At 72.9% G+C, this 19022-nt stretch carries 20 protein-coding genes; 8 read left to right on the top strand and 12 right to left on the bottom strand.

What is annotated here, in order from left to right:
• Nucleotides 1-28 precede the first annotated feature (28 nt).
• From ACGFWJ_RS09480 to ACGFWJ_RS09455, 6 genes are all read right to left on the bottom strand, one after another.
• A complete protein-coding gene (locus tag ACGFWJ_RS09480; RefSeq protein ID WP_392947011.1) occupies nucleotides 29-1096 on the bottom strand; it encodes a Gfo/Idh/MocA family oxidoreductase in 1068 nt (355 codons plus the stop codon).
• A 9-nt stretch (nucleotides 1097-1105) separates the two neighbouring features.
• Nucleotides 1106-1366: a hypothetical protein gene (locus ACGFWJ_RS09475; RefSeq protein WP_392947009.1), complete on the bottom strand. Its 261-nt coding sequence runs from the start codon at nucleotides 1364-1366 to the stop codon at nucleotides 1106-1108.
• 165 nt (nucleotides 1367-1531) lie between these two features.
• Nucleotides 1532-2311 carry an HAD-IIA family hydrolase gene (locus tag ACGFWJ_RS09470; protein ID WP_387866856.1) on the bottom strand — a complete coding sequence of 260 codons (780 nt, stop codon included), beginning with the start codon at nucleotides 2309-2311 and terminating at the stop codon, nucleotides 1532-1534.
• Nucleotides 2312-2459: 148 nt separating this feature from the next.
• Entirely contained in the window at nucleotides 2460-3857 is a 1398-nt protein-coding gene (locus ACGFWJ_RS09465; RefSeq protein ID WP_392947006.1) for a S8 family serine peptidase, read from the bottom strand.
• Between the two features lie 111 nt (nucleotides 3858-3968).
• Nucleotides 3969-5621 carry a WXG100 family type VII secretion target gene (locus ACGFWJ_RS09460; RefSeq protein WP_392947003.1) on the bottom strand — a complete coding sequence of 551 codons (1653 nt, stop codon included), beginning with the start codon at nucleotides 5619-5621 and terminating at the stop codon, nucleotides 3969-3971.
• Between the two features lie 37 nt (nucleotides 5622-5658).
• A complete protein-coding gene (locus tag ACGFWJ_RS09455; protein ID WP_392947000.1) occupies nucleotides 5659-6177 on the bottom strand; it encodes a hypothetical protein in 519 nt (172 codons plus the stop codon).
• Nucleotides 6178-6363: 186 nt separating this feature from the next.
• Between ACGFWJ_RS09455 and ACGFWJ_RS09450 the strand changes: the two genes are divergently transcribed.
• Nucleotides 6364-7488 (top strand): low temperature requirement protein A, encoded by a 1125-nt coding sequence (locus tag ACGFWJ_RS09450; RefSeq protein ID WP_392946997.1) that lies wholly within the window; start codon nucleotides 6364-6366, stop codon nucleotides 7486-7488.
• Nucleotides 7489-7575: 87 nt separating this feature from the next.
• A complete protein-coding gene (locus tag ACGFWJ_RS09445; RefSeq protein WP_392946994.1) occupies nucleotides 7576-8286 on the top strand; it encodes a uracil-DNA glycosylase in 711 nt (236 codons plus the stop codon).
• 174 nt (nucleotides 8287-8460) lie between these two features.
• On the opposite strand, the gene ACGFWJ_RS09440 is transcribed toward ACGFWJ_RS09445, so the two are convergent.
• Nucleotides 8461-9096: a 3-oxoacid CoA-transferase subunit B gene (locus ACGFWJ_RS09440; RefSeq protein ID WP_392946992.1), complete on the bottom strand. Its 636-nt coding sequence runs from the start codon at nucleotides 9094-9096 to the stop codon at nucleotides 8461-8463.
• Nucleotides 9096-9863, bottom strand: a complete 768-nt coding sequence (locus ACGFWJ_RS09435; protein WP_392946989.1) for a CoA transferase subunit A — start codon at nucleotides 9861-9863, stop codon at nucleotides 9096-9098. Before ACGFWJ_RS09435 ends, ACGFWJ_RS09440 begins: the two co-directional genes overlap by 1 nt.
• Nucleotides 9864-10126: 263 nt before the next feature.
• Here ACGFWJ_RS09435 and ACGFWJ_RS09430 point away from each other — a divergent pair, with 263 nt between their 5' ends.
• Genes ACGFWJ_RS09430 through ACGFWJ_RS09405 form a run of 6 tightly spaced genes read left to right on the top strand, consistent with a single transcriptional unit; the run spans nucleotide 10127 to nucleotide 15640 of the window.
• Nucleotides 10127-11365, top strand: coding sequence for a substrate-binding domain-containing protein (locus ACGFWJ_RS09430; RefSeq protein ID WP_387647379.1), 1239 nt, complete (start codon nucleotides 10127-10129; stop codon nucleotides 11363-11365).
• 7 nt (nucleotides 11366-11372) lie between these two features.
• A complete protein-coding gene (locus tag ACGFWJ_RS09425; protein ID WP_392946986.1) occupies nucleotides 11373-12131 on the top strand; it encodes an ABC transporter ATP-binding protein in 759 nt (252 codons plus the stop codon).
• On the top strand, nucleotides 12128-12859 hold the full coding sequence (locus tag ACGFWJ_RS09420; RefSeq protein WP_387867711.1) for an ABC transporter ATP-binding protein: 732 nt from the start codon (nucleotides 12128-12130) through the stop codon (nucleotides 12857-12859). Before ACGFWJ_RS09425 ends, ACGFWJ_RS09420 begins: the two co-directional genes overlap by 4 nt.
• Entirely contained in the window at nucleotides 12859-13725 is an 867-nt protein-coding gene (locus ACGFWJ_RS09415) for a branched-chain amino acid ABC transporter permease (protein ID WP_392946983.1), read from the top strand. The genes ACGFWJ_RS09420 and ACGFWJ_RS09415 overlap by 1 nt, the downstream gene beginning before the upstream one ends.
• The gene (locus ACGFWJ_RS09410; protein WP_392946980.1) at nucleotides 13722-14795 is read left to right on the top strand and encodes a branched-chain amino acid ABC transporter permease; all 1074 of its coding nucleotides are present in this window, start codon (nucleotides 13722-13724) and stop codon (nucleotides 14793-14795) included. Before ACGFWJ_RS09415 ends, ACGFWJ_RS09410 begins: the two co-directional genes overlap by 4 nt.
• On the top strand, nucleotides 14792-15640 hold the full coding sequence (locus tag ACGFWJ_RS09405) for an alpha/beta hydrolase (protein WP_392946977.1): 849 nt from the start codon (nucleotides 14792-14794) through the stop codon (nucleotides 15638-15640). The genes ACGFWJ_RS09410 and ACGFWJ_RS09405 overlap by 4 nt, the downstream gene beginning before the upstream one ends.
• A gap of 67 nt (nucleotides 15641-15707) precedes the next feature.
• Here the strand turns inward: ACGFWJ_RS09405 and ACGFWJ_RS09400 are convergent, their stop codons facing one another.
• The 4 genes from ACGFWJ_RS09400 to ACGFWJ_RS09385 form a co-directional block, all read right to left on the bottom strand.
• Nucleotides 15708-16436 (bottom strand): choice-of-anchor P family protein, encoded by a 729-nt coding sequence (locus tag ACGFWJ_RS09400; protein ID WP_392946974.1) that lies wholly within the window; start codon nucleotides 16434-16436, stop codon nucleotides 15708-15710.
• Nucleotides 16437-16567: 131 nt separating this feature from the next.
• On the bottom strand, nucleotides 16568-17899 hold the full coding sequence (locus ACGFWJ_RS09395) for a glycosyltransferase (RefSeq protein ID WP_392946971.1): 1332 nt from the start codon (nucleotides 17897-17899) through the stop codon (nucleotides 16568-16570).
• Nucleotides 17896-18477, bottom strand: a complete 582-nt coding sequence (locus ACGFWJ_RS09390) for an archaeosortase/exosortase family protein (protein ID WP_392946968.1) — start codon at nucleotides 18475-18477, stop codon at nucleotides 17896-17898. Before ACGFWJ_RS09390 ends, ACGFWJ_RS09395 begins: the two co-directional genes overlap by 4 nt.
• Nucleotides 18478-18543: 66 nt before the next feature.
• Nucleotides 18544-18759, bottom strand: coding sequence for a hypothetical protein (locus ACGFWJ_RS09385; protein WP_387647356.1), 216 nt, complete (start codon nucleotides 18757-18759; stop codon nucleotides 18544-18546).
• Nucleotides 18760-19022: the final 263 nt, after the last annotated feature.

Raw genomic sequence — 19022 nt, 5'->3', positions numbered from 1 at the left:
ATCCCGCCGGTGACTTCGACCGGGCCGGTCAGGGAAGGCGGACGACGCTCGCCGTCGCGGCGGAGGCGCGGGCGGCCTCCAGGACGGTCAGGGTGGCGACGGCGTCCCAGGGGTTCACCGGCGGCGGAGTGCGGTCGGTGAGCGAGGCCGCGATGCCCGCGTAGAAGGCGGGGTAGTCGCCGGCGTCGGTGGTGACCGGTTCGACGTCGCCGTCGCTGCCCAGCAGACCGTACGCGGCCGGGTCGTCGTCGCCCCAGTGGCTGTCCGGCCCGGGGCGGCGGCCGGCCCGGAGCGCGGCCTCCTGCGGGTCCATGCCGAACTTGACGTAGCCGGCGCTGTCGCCGAGAACCCGCAGCCGGGGCCCGGCGAGCGGGGCGAGGGCGCTGGTCCACAGGTGGGAGCGGACGCCGCCGGTGTGGGTGAGGGCGAGGAACGCGTCGTCGTCGACCACCGCGCCGTCCCGGCGGACGTCGATCTCGGCGTACACCGTCTCGACCGGCCCGAACAGGGCGAGGGCCTGGTCGACCAGGTGGCTGCCCAGGTCGTACAGGGTGCCGCCGACCTCCGCCGGGTCGGCGAGCTCGCGCCAGCCCGGCTTGGGCTTGGGACGGAAACGCTCGAAGCGGGACTCGAAGCGGTGCACCCGGCCGAGCCGGCCGTCCTCGATCAGGCGGCGGGCGGTGAGGAAGTCGCCGTCCCAGCGGCGGTTCTGGAACACCGACAGCAGCAGACCGGACTTCTCGGCGAACTCGCACAGGTCGCGGGCCTCGGCGCTGGTCGCGGCGAGCGGCTTGTCGACGACGGTGGCCAGACCGGCCAGCAGCGCGGTGCGGGCCAGCGGCACGTGGGTGCGGTTGGGGGAGGCGATCACCACCAGGTCGTAGCGGTCGGCCTCCTCGAACAGCTGGTCGGGGGTGTCGAGGGCGCGGGCGCCGGGGTGCTCGCGCTGCAACTGGGCGCGGCGCTCGGGATTGGCGGTGACCACCGCCTCCAACTGGAGTCCGGGGGTGGTGGCGATCAGCGGGGCGTGGAACGCCGAGCCGGCCAGGCCGTAGCCGATCAGGCCGACGCGGAAAGGGGCGGGGGGCGTGCTCATGACCCCCACTCAATCATCCCCGTCCCCCGGAGCGACGGAGGTCGTCCGGTCCGTATGCCCAGGTCGGGACGGCCCTGCGCCGCGGCGGCGCACGGTGACGGCGGCCGCACCGGTGAGCAGCAGCACCGAGCCGAGCGACAGCAGCACCCCGTCGGCGGTGCCCCCGTCGGCGAGGGCGGCAGCGGTGTCGGCCGCCGAGGCGGGTGCGGCGGCGCCGCCGAGCAGGGCGGTGGCGGCCAGCAGGACGGCGGTGCGGCGAACGGAGGCCACGGGCGGGCTCCTTGCGTCGGGCGGAGGGTGTGCCCGGGACATTAGCCTTACTGCGGACGGAAGTTGACTAGACGTCAGACCAATTAGGCGCCGCTTAAGGATGACTTGAGGCGGTCCCGACGTCCGGTCGCACGGCCGGACGCCGGTGGGAGATCCGGGCCTCGGTCAGATCAGCTCGACCAGGTCCGCGATGGACTCCACCACCCGGGTAGGGCGGTACGGGAAGCGGTCCACCTCGCCGGCCTGAGTGAGGCCGGTCAGCACCAGGAAGGTCGACATGCCGGCCTCCATGCCGGAGACGATGTCGGTGTCCATCCGGTCGCCGATCATCGCGCTGTTCTCCGAGTGCGCGCCGATCGCGTTCAGGCCGGCCCGCATCATCAGCGGGTTCGGCTTGCCGACGAAGTAGGGCTCCACACCGGTGGCCTTGGTGATCAGCGCCGCGACCGCACCCGTCGCGGGCAGCGCGCCCTCGGCGGACGGGCCGGTCTCGTCCGGGTTGGTGGCGATGAAACGGGCACCCGCGTCGATCAGCCGGACCGCCTTGGTCATCGCCTCGAACGAGTAGGTGCGGGTCTCGCCGAGCACCACGAAGTCCGGGTCGGTGTCGGTCAGCACGTAACCGACATCGTGCAGCGCGGTGGTAAGACCGGCCTCGCCGATCACGTACGCGCTGCCGTTCGGGCGCTGGTCGGAGAGGAACTTCGCGGTGGCCAGCGCGGACGTCCAGATGTGCTCGGCAGGCACGTCCAGACCCATCCGGGACAGCCGGGCATGCAGGTCGCGCTGGGTGTAGATGGAGTTGTTGGTGAGCACCAGGAAAGGCTTTCCGGACTCACGCAGCCGCTTGATGAAGGCGTCGGCCCCCGGGATCGGCACGCCCTCGTGGATGAGGACTCCGTCCATGTCGGTCAGCCAGGTCTCGATGGGCTTGCGGTCTGCCACGGTGGGTCACTCCTAGGTCTTGCGACGGTCGAACGATCAATGTGCATCGCTCCGACCGGACACCGCTGGCCGGCCGGGCGCCACTGGCTGCCCCAACGCCGCTCAGCCTAGTGCGCCCCGCCGGCCGACCACAGGGGCGGCCTTCCCCTCAGCCCGCGTACGGGTTCCCGCCCCCCGGCGGGGGCTGCTGGCCGTAAGGCGGTTGCTGACCGTAGGGCTGCTGACCGTACGTCTGCTGCGGGGCCTGGCCGTAGGGCGGCTGCGGCTGGCCCGGGAGCGGCATGGGGGGCACCGGGCCTGCGGCGGGGGTCCGGCGGTTGCGCATGAGGATCGCCGCCGCCACGAGCAGCAGCACCACGCCGGCCACACCGCCGCCGATCAGCAGCGGCATGTTGTTCGACTTCGAGGACGTGTCCGCGGTGGCGGACGGCTGTGAGGTCGCCGAGTCCTGATCCTGCGAGGAGTCGGCGGGCACACTCGCGGTGCCGCTCGGCTTCGCCGCGCCGCCCGACTTGCCCGGCGCGGGCGAGGACCCGGCTGCGGCGGGCAGCGGGCTGACGTTCGGCGGGCCCGGGTCGCCGGGGGTGGTCAGTGCGACCCGCGGGCGGACGATGCCGTAGCCGAGGTAGTCGCTGCGCTGCTGGGGGTTGCTGGCGGTGTTGATCAGGACCCGCAGCACCTGGTTGCCCGTCCAGTCGGGGTGCGCGGACCAGATCAGTGCGGCGGAGGCGGAGGCGAGGGCGGTGGCGTTGGAGGTGCCGTGGCCCTTGCAGTAGCCGGACCCTTCGTTGCACGCCCCGTAGATGTCCTGGCCCGGGGCAGCAAGTGCGACCTGCGGGCCGTGCTCCGACTCCGCCGTGACCTTTCCGTCCTGGTCGGTGGCGGCGACGCCGACCACACCGCTCATCGCGGCGGGGTACTCCAGGCGGTTGCTGGTGTTGCCGGAGTTGCCGGCCGCAGCGAAGAGCAGGACGCCCCGGGACGCCGCGTGATCGACCGCTGTCTTGAGTTTGTCGATCTCAGCGGGTTGCAGCGAGACCGCAGCGACGCCCAACGACATGTTGATGATTTTCGCGTTGTGGTCGGCTGCGTAGGTAATGGCTCGGGAGACTTGGTCCAGGCCGGCGCTGCTCTCCATGTCGACCTTGATCGGGAGAATCTTCGCCCCGGGGGCAAGACCAAACGCACCCTTGCCGCCCAGGCCCTTGCCGGTGCCGGCGATGGTGCTGGCCATCTGCGTGCCGTGGCTGTCGCTGGGGGAGAGCTCTCCGCCGGGTTTGGTACCGAAGTCGGTGCCGGCCACCAACTGCCCGGCCAGGTCGGGCATGTCGCCCTTCACCCCCGAGTCGATCACAGCCACGGTGATCCCGGATCCGGTGCTGGTCCGCCACATCTCCTCGGCGTGCATCGCGTCCAGGTGCCACTCCTGTTCGCGGATAGAGTCCACCGCGAGCGCGGGCCCCGCCGACCACCCCCACAGGACACCGGCGACCGCCGCTGCTGCGGCGAGCCGCCGCCCCCGTCCTGCCCTGCCCGTTCGCCGCATCACAAACTCCTTCGCACGCCGACGTGTTCGGCGAGTGGCTTGCCCCCGACCGCACGGTGCTGCCCGGCCGCAGGAGCGGTATTCCCCTGCGGCCGGGCAGCCAGTGCGGACCTACTCGATCACATTCGGGTTGACCGGACCCATGCCGGACGTCCAGGTGTCCTCGTCCTCGGTCAGGTAGTCGGGGCGCTTGCCCTGCGGCTTGCCCTTGCGGTTCGCACCGCCGTGGCCGCCGCCGAACCCGCCCTGACCGGCCCGCCCGTCGGCGCCCCGTTCGGCTCGGCCGCGCAGCCCGGTGCCGCCCGGCGTGACGTCGCGGCCCGAGGCCGACCCGCGCTGCCCGCCGACGGTGCCGCCGCCCCGGCTGACCAGCCCGCCGCCGCGTGCGCCGCCGGCACCGCCCTTGGCGCCGCCGGCACCCATGCCGCCACCGCCGTGCGGCATGCCGCCCATGCCCGGGGTGCCCGCGCGCCCCGCCTGGCCGGTCTGTCCCGCACCGCCGGCCGTCGTGGTGCCACCGGCCCGGCCGCCCGCGCCTGCGGCGCCGCCGGTACCCGGGGCGCCGCCGCCGGTCCGGCCGGTGCCGGTCGCTCCGCCACCGCCCAGACCGCCGCCGATGGGACCACCGCCGATCGGGCCGCCCTGGTAACCGCCGCCGCGCCCGCCGCCGGAGGAACCACCGCCGACGTCACCGAGGCCGCCCCCGCCGATGCCGCCGCCTCCGCCACCGCCGCCATGGCCCGGAACTGTCGGGCCGGGGGGCGTGGGAGCGGGTGGTGTGTGGTCGATGCGGGTTCCCGGGTCCGGAGGCCAGGGGGTCGGAGCCGGGGGAACCGGAGCCGGGGGAACCGGAGCCGGGGGAACCGGTACCGGCACCGGCGGGTGCGGGGGACCTGGGATCGGCGGCTGCGGTGGATTCGGGGGTACCGGCGCCGGGGGTACCGGCGCCGGCACCGGCGGACGCGGGGTCGGCGTCGGGCCCACCCTGGGCGGCGGGTGCGGAAGAGTGGTGCCACCACCCGGGTTTCGGATGGTGCCGCCACTGGTGCCGCCACCCACTTCGACCGGGACGCTGCTCCAGTTGCCGCGATCGGTCGTATCGCTCGGCAGCGGCGGAAACACCGGCGGCTGCACCGAGTTGAGCTGCATGGTCGACTGCTGGTACGCCTGCGCCAGCTTGTTCATCTGCTGGATGGCCTCGTTGTGCGCCTGGTTCACCCGCTGCTGCGCCGCCTTGGCCTCTGCGGGCGTGACCCAGTCGGAGTCGACCGCGTCGGCGATCTTGCCGGCCGCCCAGCTGCCGATCCCCGCGCCGACGCCCGGAATCATGCCGCCCAGGATGGCGCCGCCGGTGCTGACGGCGTCGTTGGGCTGGTCGTCGTAGCGGCTGACGGTCTGCATGTCGGCGTGCGGTACGGCCGGCATGCCCGACTTGACGGTGGCGAGCGTCTCGCCGGCGGAGGCCATGTACTCGCCGGCGTTCCGCGAGTAACTCGCCAGGTCCATGGTGGACTTGGAGACCTGGCCGCCCCAGTTCTTGAAGCTGTCGGCCGCGGCGCCCTCCCAGTCGAGGCCGCTCATGTGCGCGTGCAGCTCTTCGCTGACCTCGTCCATCTTGTTCGCGGCGGCCAGCAGCCGCTGGGCCACCTGCATGACGGCGATCGGGTCCGTGTGCTGGACCATGGCCACCAGTTGCTCGTGGCTGGCGCCGTCGATCTCGCCGCCGTCGTCGTGGATCTCGCGGATGAAGCGTCCCTGCGTCATTTTTCGAATCCCCCGTTCTCCGTCGCCGGAGACGTCGTCAGTACGCGCCCTGCTGGGTGCCGGTGGGCGGGGCCGGCGGGCGGTAGGCGGTCCTCGGGTCGACGGCGCCGGTGGCCGGGGCCGGCATCGCGCTGAACCGGGCCTCCTGCTGGGCGTCCGCGTCGCTGTAGGTGCCGGCTGCCCTGCCGATGCTCGCGCTCATCGCCGCGATCTGGGCGGCGAGGTTCTGGGAGAGCCGTTCCAGGTTGCCGTGCACGGTGTTGTAGGCGGTCATCAGGTCGCCGGCCTGTCCGAAGTTCTGGCCGAGCTGCCCGGCCGTCAGCGTCTGCTGGGAGACCGTGCCGTGGCTCGCGTCGGAGCCGTCGAGTTCGCGCAGGATCTGGTCGACCTTGTTCTTGAAGGTCTGCAGGTTCTCGACCTCGACCTTGACCGCCCCGCTGCCGACCTGGCCCGCCAGCGCCTGCGAGGCGGCGACCATGGCCCCCGTCACCACTGACGTGACGTTCGCGACCGTGTCGTACACAAAGCCTGATATTCCGCTGTCGACGTCGCTCATCGCCGATCCCCCTCCCCCTGAGCGGACCCACCCCCGTGGTGGTCCGCCGGTGGCACTGACCGCCTTTCAAGATAGCGGTACGAACGGACGGCCCGTCAGGGGCCGGAGGTAAAAGGCGCCCGGTAGCCTGTGCCGGTCGTTCGCCGGTGGGTGGCGTCAAGGGGCTTGGGGTGTGGGGGAGTTCGGATGGGGGAGAAGCGCGTCACCTGGGCGGAGCTGTACTTCGACCTGGTGTTCGTGTTCGCCGTGACGCAGGTGTCGGGGCTGCTGCACCACCACCACGACTGGGCGGGCTGCGGGCGGGCCCTGGTGGCGTTCGTGCCGGTGTACTGGTGCTGGGTGGGCACCACGGTGCAGGCCAACATCCGGGACGTGGACAACCCGCGGGACCGGATCGGGATCTTCGCGGTGGGCCTGGCCGGGCTGTTCCTGGCGCTCGCCCTGCCGGGGGCGTTCGGCGAACGCGGTGTGCTGTTCGGCGGCGCGTACTGGGCGGCCCGGCTGGTGCTGGTCGGGCTGCTGGCCCGCCGGGTGCGGCGGATCTGGATCGGCCCGTACGGGGTGGGCGCGTTCTTCAGCGGGCCGCTGCTGGTGGTCGGCGGCCTGTTGCCGTCCCCCGCGCGGGAGTTGCTGTGGGCGGTGGCCGCGACGGCGGACCTCTCGGCGCCGCTGCTGTTCCGCCGGCGGCTGGCGAAGGTCGAGTACCACCCGGGCCACCTGCCGGAGCGCTTCGGCCTGTTCCTGCTGGTGGCGCTCGGCGAATCGATCGTCGGGATCGGCGCCCCGGTGGCCGGCGCCCCGCTGCACGCGGGCCAACTGGCCTCGGTGGCAGTGGCGTTCGTGATCTCCTGCACGCTGTGGTGGCAGTACTTCGGGTACGCCGCCGACGCGATGCGGCACGCCATGGAGATCGCGAGTTCGCGCCGCGACGTGCTGCGGCGGGTGTTCTCGTACGGGCACCTGGCGCTGATCGCCGGGGTGATCACCGTCGCGGTCGGCTTCGCCGAGACGGTGGCCCGGCCCGGGGCGGCACTCGGCGGCGGCGCGCTCGGGCTGCTGTACGGCGGCAGCGCGCTGTACCTGCTGGCCTTCAACTACACCCGGTGGATGATGTTCCGGAAGTTCTCGCCGACCCGGCTGGCGGCCGGCCTGCTGGTCGCCGCGCTGCTGGCACTGCTGCTGCTCACGCCGCTGCACCGGCTGCCGGCGCTGGCCGTGCTGGGCCTGCTGGCGGCGGTGCTGGTCGGCCTGAGCGGCTGGGAGTCGGTCCGGGTACGGAGGGCGGAGCGGGCTGTCGGCGCGACTGTGTAGCGTTCTTCGCAGCGGGTCCGGCACGGGCCCGGGAACGTTTTCGAGCGAGTGCGGCCGCCGTGCGGCGCGGCCGGTGGGAGGTACAACGTGACGGAGCTGGCCGAGGCGTCCGTGGGCGGCACGCTGGAGGTGCCGGAGTCCTGGCGCGCGGTGCTCGCCGAGGAGACCGGCAAGCCGTACTTCGCGCAGCTGTCGGAGTTCCTGGCGGCGGAGCGGGCCGAGCACGAGGTGTTCCCGCCCGCCGGGCAGGAGTTCTCCGCGCTTGCCGCCACGGCGTACCAGGATGTCAAGGTGCTGCTGCTCGGCCAGGACCCGTACCACGACAACGGGCAGGCGCACGGCATGAGCTTCTCGGTGCTGCCGGGCGTGAAGACGCCGCCCTCGCTGCGCAACATCTACAAGGAGCTGAACACCGACCTCGGCCTGCCGGTGCCCGACAACGGCTACCTGAAGCCGTGGGCCGAGCAGGGCGTGCTGCTGCTGAACGCGGTGCTCACCGTGCGTGCGCACGAGGCCAACTCGCACAAGAACAAGGGCTGGGAGAAGTTCACCGACGCCGTGATCAGCGCGGTGAGCGCCCGCGAGGAGCCGTGCGTGTTCGTGCTCTGGGGCGGCTACGCGAAGAAGAAGCTGTCGCTGATCGACACCGACCGGCACGTGGTCGTGCAGAGCGGGCACCCGTCGCCGCTGTCGCAGAAGACGTTCCTCGGCACGAAGCCGTTCTCGCAGATCAACGCCGCGCTGGAAGGGTTCGGGCAGAAGGCGATCGACTGGAACATTCCGAACGTCGGGAAGTAACACCAGGGGCCCGGGGAACGGCGGGGCCGAGCTGCTGATGGTCGGGGGCCCGGGGAAGGTCGTGCTGCGTCGGGTCGAAGACGGAGACCAGAAACGACGGAACGCCCCGAGCCCTGCGACCCCACCGCCACGAACCCCCGCCGTTCCCCGGGCCCCTGTCGGTTCACCACCTGCCTACAGAATCGGGGGTTCCGTCGCGGCACGCAGTTGTTCGAGGCTCACGCCGTCCGCGAGTTCGACCAGGCGGAGGCCGTCCGGGGTGACGTCGAGGACGGCGAGGTCGGTGACGATGCGGTGGACGACGGCGCGGCCGGTCGCGGGGAGGGTGAGCTCGTTGACGATCTTCGGGGTGCCGTCCTTCGCGGTGTGCTCCATCACCACGATCAGGCGGCGGGCCCCGTGGACCAGGTCCATCGCGCCGCCCATGCCCTTGACCATCTTGCCGGGGATCATCCAGTTGGCGAGGTCGCCGCTCGCGGAGACCTGCATCGCGCCGAGCACCGAGACGTCGATCCGCCCGGAGCGCACCATGCCGAAGGAGAACGCCGAGTCGAAGTAGGCCGCACCGGGGTTGACGGTGACGGTCTCCTTGCCGGCGTTGATCAGGTCGGGGTGGACGTCGGCGTCGGCGGGGTAGGGGCCGACGCCGAGGATGCCGTTCTCGGAGTGTAGGACGACGTGCACGCCGGCGGGCAGGTGGTTGGGGATCAGGGTGGGCAGGCCGATGCCGAGGTTGACGTACTGGCCGTCGCGCAGTTCGCGGGCGGCCCGGGCGGCGAGCGCGTCGCGCGGGTCGAGCTGGGTGGTCATCAGGACTCCTGAGGGGCGACGGCGCTGACGGTGCGGCGCTCGATCCGGCGGTCGGTCGGGTCGGCGGCGACCACCCGGTCGACGTACACGCCGGGGAGGTGGACGGCGTCCGGCGGGATCTCACCGGGTTCGACGATCCGGTCGGCCTCGACGACGGTGATCCGGCCCGCGGTGGCGCACAGCGGGTTGAAGTTGCGGGCGGCCGCGTGGAAGACGCAGTTGCCGTGCCGGTCGGCGATCTCGGCGCGGACCAGGGCGAAGTCCGCGACGATGGCCTCCTCCAGCAGGTAGCGGCGTCCGCCGAACTCGCGGACCTCCTTCGGCGGGGAGGCCACCGCGACGGCGCCGCCGCCCGGCGCGTACCGCCAGGGCAGGCCGCCCTCCTCGACCTGGGTGCCGGTGCCGGCGGGGGTGTAGAACGCGGGGATGCCGGCGCCGCCGGCCCGCAGGCGTTCCGCCAGGGTGCCCTGCGGGGTCAGTTCGACCTCGAGTTCGCCGTTCAAGTACTGGCGGGCGAATTCCTTGTTCTCGCCGACGTAGCTGGAGGTCATCCGGGCGATCCGGCCCGCGCCCAGCAGCAGGCCGAGGCCCCAGTCGTCCACGCCGCAGTTGTTGGACACCACCCGCAACCCGGTGGTGCCGGCGTCGACCAGCGCGCCGATCAGGGTGGACGGGATGCCGCACAGGCCGAAGCCGCCGACCGCGAGCACCGCGCCGTCGGGAATGTCCCCGACCGCGCGGGCGGGGGAGTCCAGGACCTTGTCCAAAGGGGCCACCTTCTCGAAGGGGGAGGGCTGACTGCGGCCACCACACTCGCCGCAGGCCCCGGCGCTTTCCATGGCGGACGGCGCCATGGAGCGGGGCCGATCCATGTGTCCGCCGCACACCTCGCGGCAGGCGGCACCGCAACATGTGGCGAACCCATACAGAAGGGGCTGTCGATGCGTGCTCCCGTCACATGTCGCCTTCCGGGCGGCCCCCCTACGGTTCCCGCATCCCACCAGCACAGGTACGTCAGGAGCTCCCCACCATGTCAGTCACGGACGCCACCCCCAGACGACCCGTCCGCAAGCTCGCCGCGCTGGCCGCCTGCGTGCTGCTCGCGTCCGCTTGCGCCAAGGCCGGTACGGCGGGCACCTCGGCGGAGGCGGGCGGGGGCGACAAGAGCCCGGTCAAGGTCGGCCTGGTGTACTCCAAGACCGGCCCGCTGGCGGCCTACGGCAAGCAGTACCTGGAGGGCTTCAAGGCCGGTCTGTCGTACGCCACCAAGGGCACCAACGCGGTGGACGGCCGCCCGGTGGAGATCGCCGAGCAGGACGACGCCGGTGACCCGGCGAAGGCGGTCTCCGCCGCCAAGGACCTGATCGGCAAGAACTACAAGATCCTCGCGGGCTCCACCGCCTCCGGCGTGGCCCTGCAGGTCGGCCCGATCGCGGCGCAGAACAAGGTGCTGTTCATCAGCGGCCCGGCCGCCGCCGACAAGGTCACCGGCCTGAACAAGTACACCTTCCGCTCCGGCCGCCAGTCCTACCAGGACATCAGGGCCGCCGCGTCCTTCATCGGCGACGCCAAGGGCAAGAAGGTCACCGTGCTGGCGCAGGACAACGCCTTCGGCCAGGCCAACGTGGCCGCCGTCAAGGAGGTCCTCGGCGGCGAGGGCGCCACCGTGGAAGCCGTGCTGGCCCCGCCGTCCGCGACCGACCTGACGCCGTTCGCCACCCAGGCCAAGGGCGCCAAGCCCGACCTGCTGTTCGTCGCCTGGGCCGGCGAGACCGCCTCCGCGCTGTGGACCTCGCTCAACCAGCAGGACGTGTTCTCCTCGACCAAGGTCGTCACCGGCCTCGACGTGGCCGCCTCCTACCCGCTGTTCGGCCCGGCCGCCGAGAAGATCGACTTCCTGAACCACTACTTCTCCGGCGCGGCCGGCGGCACCGACGCCGAGCTGGCGATGAACGACTTCGTCACCAAGAACGGCTCCAAGTCCGACCTGTTCACCCCGGACGGCTTCACCGCCGCGCAGATGGTGGTGCACGCGCTGGAGACCAACAAGGGCTCCGACGCGGACACCGACGCGCTGGTGAAGGCCCTGGAGGGCTGGAGCTTCGACGGCGTCAAGGGCAAGCTCACCGTCCGCGCCGAGGACCACGCGCTGCTCCAGCCGATGTTCCAGGTCAAGCTGACCGGCACCGGCGCCGCCGCCAAGCCCAACGCGGAGAAGATCCTGCCCGCCGACCTGGTCGCCCCGCCGGTCGCCAAGATGGCGGGCTGAGAAGCACATGAGCACTCCCGCCCCGGTTCTGCGGCTGGACGGCCTCGGCTGGTCCGTCCGCGGCGTCCCGATCGTCCAGGACGTCACCCTCGACGTCGCCGAAGGCGAGTTCGTCGCCTTCATCGGCCCGAACGGGGCGGGCAAGACCTCCCTGTTCAACCTGATCTCCGGGATCTACCCGGCCAGCCACGGCACCCTCCACCTGGACGGCGCCGACATCACCGCCCTGCCGGTCCCCGCCCGGGCCCGGCGGGGCCTCGGCCGGACCTTCCAGACCTCCTCGCTGTGGCCCGGCCTGACCGTCGCCGACCACGTCCGCCTGGCCGCCCAGGCGGCGGCCGGCCCGTCCGCGTCGTACCGGATCTGGCGCCGCGCCGAGCGCTACCGCCAGCAGGTCGAGGAGACCCTGGAGCGCACCGGCCTCGCCGACCAGGCCGACGACCTGGCCGGCTCCCTCTCGCACGGCGGCAAGCGGAAGCTGGAGCTCGCCGTGCTGCTGGTGGGCGACCCCCGGCTGATCCTGCTCGACGAGCCGATGGCCGGGGTGAGCGCCGAGGAGGTGCCCGCCCTGGTGGAGCTGATCCGCTCGGTCCACCAGGACCAGGGCCGCACCGTCCTGATGGTCGAACACCACATGGACGTGCTGCTGGGCCTGGCCGACCGGCTCGCCGTGATGCACCACGGCACCCTGCTCGCACTCGACACCCCCGAAGCCGTGATGGCCGACGAAACCGTCCAGGGGGCCTACCTCGGGGAGGCGCTGTGACGACCCTGCTCGCCGTCCGCGGCCTCAAGGTGGTGATCGACGGACTGCACATCCTGCACGGGGTGGACCTGGACGTCGCCGCCACCGGAGTCACCGCCCTGCTCGGCCGCAACGGCGCCGGCAAGACCACCACCGTCAAAGCGGTCATGGGACTCGTCCCGCGCACCGGTTCGCTGGTCTTCGACGGCACCGACATCGGCCGGCTGCCCACCCACCTGGTGGTCCGCCAGGGCATCGGCTACGCCCCCGAGGACCGCGGCATCTTCGCGGGCCTCAGCGTCGCCGAGAACCTGCGCCTGGCGGAACGGGACTCGACTCCCGCGTACGACCTGGTCTTCGAGCTGTTCCCCGAGCTGAAGCAGCGCCACAAGCAGGCCGCCGGAACCCTGTCGGGCGGCCAGCAGCAGATGGTCGCGATCGCCCGCACGCTGCTCAACGGCAACCGGCTGATCATCGCCGACGAGCCCACCAAGGGCCTCGCCCCGAAGATCGTCACCGAGGTCGCCGACGTGCTCGCCCGGGCCGCCGAGACCGTCCCCGTGCTGCTGGTCGAACAGAACCTGGCCCTGGTCCGCCGGGTGGCCGGCCACTGCGCCGTCCTCGCCGACGGCCGCACCGCCCACCAGGGCGACGCCGGCGAACTGCTCGCCGACGAGGACGCCGCCCGCCGCCTGCTCGGCGTCGGCAGCCACCGTCCCGCCGCTCCTGATCCCGAGGTGTCTGCCTGATGAACACCGTCGTCCTGCTCGCCTGCACCGGACTCGGGCTCGGCGCGCTGTACTTCCTGGTCGCCTCCGGCCTCTCGCTGATCTTCGGCCTGATGGACGTCCTGAACTTCGCCCACGGCGCGCTGCTGTCCGTCGGCGCGTACGCCGCCTGGTGGGCCGCCACCGACGGCGGACTCGGGTTCTGGCTGGCCGTCCCGTTCGGCACCGCGGTCGGCACCGCCGCCTCGGTGCTGCTCGAACTCGCCCTGATCCGGCCGCTGTACTCCCGGCCGCGCGACCAGATCCTCGCCACCGTCGGCGTCGGACTCGCCCTGCCCGCCCTGATCATGGGCATCTGGGGCGCCGACGCCCGGCCGTTCCCGCAGCCCGCGGCGCTGTCCGGCACGGTGAACCTGCTGGGCGCGACCGTGCCCGTCAACCGCTTCGTGCTGATGGCCGCCGCGCTGATCGTGCTGGTGCTGCTGCGGCTGTTCCTCGCCAAGACCCGCTACGGCCTGATCGTCCGGGCCGGCGTCGAGGACCGGGCCATGGTCACCGCCCTCGGCATCGACGTCCGCAAGGCGTTCACCCTGGTCTTCGCCATCGGCGGCGCCGCCGCCTCGCTCGGCGGGGCACTGGCCGGCCTGTACTTCGGCTCGATCAACCCCGGCCAGGGCACCGGCCTGCTGATCTTCGCCTTCGTGGTCGTGGTGATGGGTGGCATGGGCTCCGTCACCGGCGCGGCCGTCGCCTCGGTCGGCGTCGGACTCGTCCAGCAGTTCGCCAACTACTACACCGCCGCGGGCCTCGGCGACCTCTCCGTCGTCGTCCTGCTCGCCGTGCTGCTGCTCGTCAAGCCGCGCGGACTCACCGGGAGACTCGCATGACCACCCACCTCAAGCGCTGGTGGCCGCTCGCCCTGCTGATCGTCCTGGTGATCGCGCCGTACAGCACCCTGCCGCTGCCCGGCCTGCTGGACGGACCGCTCGGCAGCCCCGGCAGCCTCCAACTGATCGCGCTCTGCCTGGTCTACGGCGGCCTCGCCACCGGCTACGACCTGCTGCTCGGCCGCACCGGCCTGCTCTCCTTCGGCCACGCCCTGTACTTCGCCACCGGCCTGTACGCCACCGACCTGGCGATGCTGGAGTTCGGCCTCGGCTTCGTGCTGGCCGCGGTGTTCGGCATCGCCTGCTCGATCGCCCTGGCGCTGCTGCTCGGCTCGGTGTCGCTGAAGGTCACCGGCATCGGCTTCTCCATGGTCACGCTGGCCTTCGCCCAGGCCGGGGCGATCCTGGTGCAGCGCAACCCCGGCGGCCTCACCGGCGGCGAGGAGGGCCGCTCCGCGCCCGCCGAGCACCTGCCCGACGCGCTGATCGGCATCCAGAACACCGCCAACCTGTACTGGATCGCGGTGCTCTACCTGGTCGTCACGCTCGCCGTGGTGCACTGGACGGTCTCCTCGCCGACCGGCCGGGTCTGGGCCGGCATCCGCGAGAACGAACGCCGGGTCGAGGTGCTGGGCCTGCGCCCGTACGGCTTCAAGCTGGTCGCGTTCACCGTGGCCGGCGGCCTGGCCGGCGCCGGCGGCGTGGTCTACCTGCTGCTCACCGGCGGCGCCACCCCGCAGGCCGCGAGCTCGGACGCGACGCTGGCGCTGCTGGTGATGGTGGTGCTCGGCGGCTCCGGCACCCGGTGGGGGCCGCTGCTCGGCGGCGTGCTCTACACCTGGGCGGCGCACCGGCTCGGCGACCTCGCCAACTCCGCGTCCATCGCCGAACTCCCGTCCGTGCTGCGGGTTCCGCTCTCCCAGCCGCTGTTCCTGCTCGGTACGCTCTTCGTCGCCGTGGTCTACCTGCTGCCCGGCGGTCTGGCCAAGCTGCCCGCCCGGCTGCGGGCGGGCCGCGCCGCCAAGGCCGCCAAGGTGTCCGTCACCGCCGTACCGGAAGGCGCCGCATGACCCTCCCTCAGCACCTCACTGTCCCCGTCGACGGCGGCGACCTCGCCGTCCTGCACTGGCCGGCCGCCGACCCCGGCGCGCCCGTGGTGGTCGCCGTGCACGGCATCACGGCCAACGCGCTGGCCTGGGCTAGCCTGGCCCGCCTGCTCGCGGGCCGGGTCTCGCTGTACGCCCCCGACCTGCGCGGCCGGGCCGCCAGCCGCGAGCTGCCGGGCCCGTGGGGCCTCGGCCGGCACGCGGAGGACGTCGCCGCGCTGATCCGCCACCTGGACGCCGGCCCCGTCCGGCTGGTCGGCCACTCGATGGGTGCCTGGGTGTCGGCCGTCGCCGCCGCCCGCCACCCCGAGCTGCTCGCCGACCTGGTCCTGGTCGACGGCGCGGTGTCCTTCCCGCTGCCCGACGGCGTCCGCGAGGAGGACGCGCTGGCCGCGGTGCTCGGCCCGGCGCTGGCCCGGCTGTCGATGACCTTCGAGAGCCGCGAGGCCTACCGCGCGTTCTGGCAGGCGCACCCCGCGTTCGCCGACTGGAACGAGGAGATGGACGCCTACACCCAGCGCGACCTGGTCGGCGAGGCCCCCGCCCTGGTCTCCTCCTGCGTCCACGAGGCGATCACCACCGACGGCACCCAGGTCCTGCTCGATGCGGAGGCCGCCGGCGCGATCCACCGCCTGACCGTCCCGACCCGCTTCCTGTACGCCGAGCGCGGCCTGCTGAACGAGCCCCAGGCGCTCTACGACGAGGGCCGGCTGACGGCGGCGAAGGTCACCGTTCCGACCGAGCTGGTCGCCGACACCAGCCACTACTCGATCATCTGGGCCGACCGGCTGGCCGAACTGCTGGTCTGAGCGCGGACGTGCCGGTGCCCTCTCTCTCCGCGCTCGGAGGGAGAGGGCACCGGCATGTCTGGTCCGGTCAGGCGCGGCGCCGCAGGTACACGGTGCCGAAGACGGCCGCGGCGGCCAGCGAGCCACCGATCAGCCCGACCTGGGTGTTGATCATCGGGACGGTCGCGGCCGCCGGCGCGCCGCCGCACTCGACGTGGCCGACGATCACGTTGGCGCCGCCGAGGGCGGGCAGCAGGGTGAGGTGCACGGCGTTGACGAAGATCACCCCGTTGGCGTCGGTGGACTGCTCGTTGAGAATCACGTCGCCGAGGCCGGGGACGGTGAGGCTGGTGTTCTTCGGGGCGTTCGCCTGCAAGGTGGTCTGGCTGCCCAGGACGGTGACCGTGCCGCTCGCGATGACACCGTTGCCGGTGGCGCCACCGGGGTCCGCGTTGCAGGTGGAGCTGACGCCGGTCAGCTCACCGGTCAGGGCCGGGCCGAGGGTGAGGCTCAGCTGGTCGACGGTGGCGGAGGCGGACGAGGTGCCGGTCGTCGGGTCACCCGCGGTGGTGGCGGTGAGCGTGTCGTTGGTCGCGAACGGGCCGACGGTCAGGCCCACCAGGGTCTTGGTGCCGCCCGGCGGGAAGGTGGACTGCGGTTGCGGCGGGACGGCCACGTTGTTGTTCAGCGCGTCGGCCGCGACCACGTACGCCAGTGCCTCGGGGGAGGTGAGCGCGGCGAACGCGGGTGCGGCGGAGCAGAACAGGCCGGCTGCGAGTGCTGCGCCGGCCAGGACGCGGGTGCGGGTGGTGGTCACGAGCGGACCGCCTTTCTGGTGGTGGATGTGCCAGTGGCTGCCGATCAATTCCCTGATAAGGCACGGGAGTTATGCGAAAGTCGGAAAATCCGATCGAATGGAGCAGTCGGTCCAAGGAGTCTGATCGAGCGTCAATGCACGCCCGTCCGGGCGGTCTTGTGCCAGCTCCGCTCCCCGCGTACCAGCCGCCAGAACGCGCGCACCGCGACCAGGTACGTCCCGACCGCGTAGACCGCCAGCGCCAGCCCGTAGGCCAGCGCCGAGCCCCGGCCGATGTCCCGCTCGCAGTGCCGCCGGTACAGCGGCCCCCAGACGGCGAACTCGGTGACGCCGATCAGCAGGTACAGGCCGATCAGCAGCGCGCCGCCGTGGCCGAGGAAGTCCAGCGTGAACTCCGGGTAGGCCCAGGCGTGGTAGCCGAAGACCCCGATCGGCAGCAGGTACGCGAACAGCCCGACCACCTGCAGCCAGGGCTGCGCCATGAAGTAGCCGACCTCCAGGAAGCCGAGGGCGCTGAACTGCCGGGAGCTCCAGATCCGCGGCAGGTAGCGGGCGCACTGCATCGAACCCTGCGCCCAGCGCACCCGCTGGGTGAGCAGCTGACGGACGCTCCACAACGCCTCCTGCTCGACCCAGGCGGTGGTGGTGTAGCCGTTGCGGCGGCCGGCCAGCATCATCCGCAGGCCCAGTTCGAAGTCCTCCAACAGGGCCTTCCCCCAGGGGTTTCCGGTCTCGGCGGCGACCGCTCGCAGCGCGCTGAGCCGGTTGGCCTGCCCGTTGCCGCCGACGTTGACGGTGCCGGTGCGGCGCCGGGTGATCTGCATGGCGGAGATCGGCCCGCGGAACTCCAGGTCCTGGAGCCGGGCCAGCAGCCGGGCGCGGGCGTTGGCGGCCCGGCTCCGGCCGGGCAGCGGCGCGGCCACCGCCCGGTTGGACATCCGGACCTCCACCTGGACGGCGCCGATCGCCGGGTCGCCGAACGAGGCCGGCCCGGCCAGCACGTGCAGCAGGTTCGGCGAGGGGCGGCCGTCCGCGTCCACCACGGTCAGCACCACCCGGTCCGGGTCGGTGCCGGGCGGCAGCCGGCTCTCCAGCGCGTGGTACGCGGCGTTCAGCGCGTCGCCCTTGCCGGTGCGGGCGTCCGGCAGCCGGCGCCGCACCAGGTGGACGGGCAGCCCGGCGGTGGCGAGGGCGAGGACGATCTCCGCGGTGCGGTCCGTCGAGTGGTCGTCCACCACCCAGAGCCGGGCGGTGGGGAAGCGCCGGTGCAGGTGGTCGAGGGTGAGGCCGATCACCGCCTCCTCGTCGCGGCACGGGATCACGAAGTGCCACTGGTAGCCGGACGGGTCGCCGGGGGCGTCCGGCCGGGCGCGCAGGAAGCCGGTCACGATCACCCCGACGTAGCCGAGGAAGCCGACACCGAGGATGAAGGACAGGCAGACGGACAGGTCGAGCAGGCTCACGGGGCGACGTCCTCGGCGGAGTGGGAGCCGCGGGCGACCACGGCGAGACAGAGCAGCAGGGCCGCCAGCGCGGCGATCATCATCAGCAGCGAGCCGAACAGGACGTGCGTCCACTCGAAGCCGGCGCTTCCGTAGCGGTGCTGCATGGCGACGATCAGGGTGAGCCGGCCCAGGTTGGTGCCGGCGATCAGCGTGACGGCCAGTGCCAGGGCCAGCAGCAGCCGGCCGGGGCGGCGGTGGCCGAACGCCAGCAGCAGGCCGATGACCAGCGCGAACGGGGCGATCAGCAGGGCGCTGCTGCACCCGGTGGTCAGCGCGATGCCGCGCTCGAAGTGGTCCGGCCCGCCCGCGTACAGCACCGGTGCGCCCGGGCTCGGCAGCAGCAGGGTGCGCAGGCCCAGCAGGTGGGTCGTCAGCTGGGAGACGGCGGTCAACTCCAGGTTGCGGTACATGTGTTCGCCGCCGACCAGCAGTCCGGCCAGGGCGAGGGAGAGCGGGCCGCACACCGTGCCGAGGCGGCCGGGGCGGGGGCGGGCGGCCGACCGGGCCGACGGCCGGGAGAATGCGGTGGCAGGCATGGGCGGCTCCACGCGAGGGGCGGACGGGCCGGACCCGGCGGCCGTGCCGCCCGGGTCCGGCGGCGGTCAGGGGCGGCGGCGCCGGGCTTCGGGGCGCTGGGCGTCCGAGTGCTCGGATCCGGGACCGGCGGCCAGCCGGCCGCGCCGCACCAGCAGCACCCCGACCAGCAGCAGGCCGGTGGCCGCGGCGGCGGCCAGGCCGAGCCCGGGCGAGCCGGTGGAGGCCAGCACCCCGCCGCCGGCCGCGACCGGCGGGATTCCGCCCACGTGAGGTCCGTACACGGTCGTCTCCTCTCGTCTCGGCCCGGTGGCTTCCGGGCCGGAGCCAAAGGTGACTGCCGGGCCGATCATCAGATCGCCGTGACGCGCAGGTCGGCGGGAAGTCCACTCGGAAGCCCCACGCCTCGGCCGGGCGCGATCGACCGTCGGTGCCACCGCGGCCGGGCGGCCGTCAGCCCGGGCATGCGGCTCCCGGCCGTTGCGCCGGGCGGGTGGTCCTGCGGCGCGGCCGATCGGCAAGGGCGCGGCGCGTGGCGCTCATCGAC

Origin of the sequence: Kitasatospora sp. NPDC048407, assembly GCF_043200475.1 — a bacterium.
Taxonomy (GTDB): Bacteria; Actinomycetota; Actinomycetes; order Streptomycetales; family Streptomycetaceae; genus Kitasatospora.
Note: the sequence above shows the minus strand (reverse complement) of the source record. Positions and strands in the feature narration are given on the sequence as shown.

Coding starts and splice junctions, on each gene's coding strand:
- ACGFWJ_RS09480 (WP_392947011.1), bottom strand. CDS start 1,096: ATGAGCACGCCCCCCGCCCCTTTCCGCGTCGGCCTGATCGGCTACGGC.
- ACGFWJ_RS09465 (WP_392947006.1), bottom strand. CDS start 3,857: ATGCGGCGAACGGGCAGGGCAGGACGGGGGCGGCGGCTCGCCGCAGCA.
- ACGFWJ_RS09460 (WP_392947003.1), bottom strand. CDS start 5,621: ATGACGCAGGGACGCTTCATCCGCGAGATCCACGACGACGGCGGCGAG.
- ACGFWJ_RS09455 (WP_392947000.1), bottom strand. CDS start 6,177: ATGAGCGACGTCGACAGCGGAATATCAGGCTTTGTGTACGACACGGTC.
- ACGFWJ_RS09450 (WP_392946997.1), top strand. CDS start 6,364: ATGGGGGAGAAGCGCGTCACCTGGGCGGAGCTGTACTTCGACCTGGTG.
- ACGFWJ_RS09440 (WP_392946992.1), bottom strand. CDS start 9,096: ATGACCACCCAGCTCGACCCGCGCGACGCGCTCGCCGCCCGGGCCGCC.
- ACGFWJ_RS09430 (WP_387647379.1), top strand. CDS start 10,127: ATGTCAGTCACGGACGCCACCCCCAGACGACCCGTCCGCAAGCTCGCC.
- ACGFWJ_RS09425 (WP_392946986.1), top strand. CDS start 11,373: ATGAGCACTCCCGCCCCGGTTCTGCGGCTGGACGGCCTCGGCTGGTCC.
- ACGFWJ_RS09415 (WP_392946983.1), top strand. CDS start 12,859: ATGAACACCGTCGTCCTGCTCGCCTGCACCGGACTCGGGCTCGGCGCG.
- ACGFWJ_RS09410 (WP_392946980.1), top strand. CDS start 13,722: ATGACCACCCACCTCAAGCGCTGGTGGCCGCTCGCCCTGCTGATCGTC.
- ACGFWJ_RS09405 (WP_392946977.1), top strand. CDS start 14,792: ATGACCCTCCCTCAGCACCTCACTGTCCCCGTCGACGGCGGCGACCTC.
- ACGFWJ_RS09390 (WP_392946968.1), bottom strand. CDS start 18,477: ATGCCTGCCACCGCATTCTCCCGGCCGTCGGCCCGGTCGGCCGCCCGC.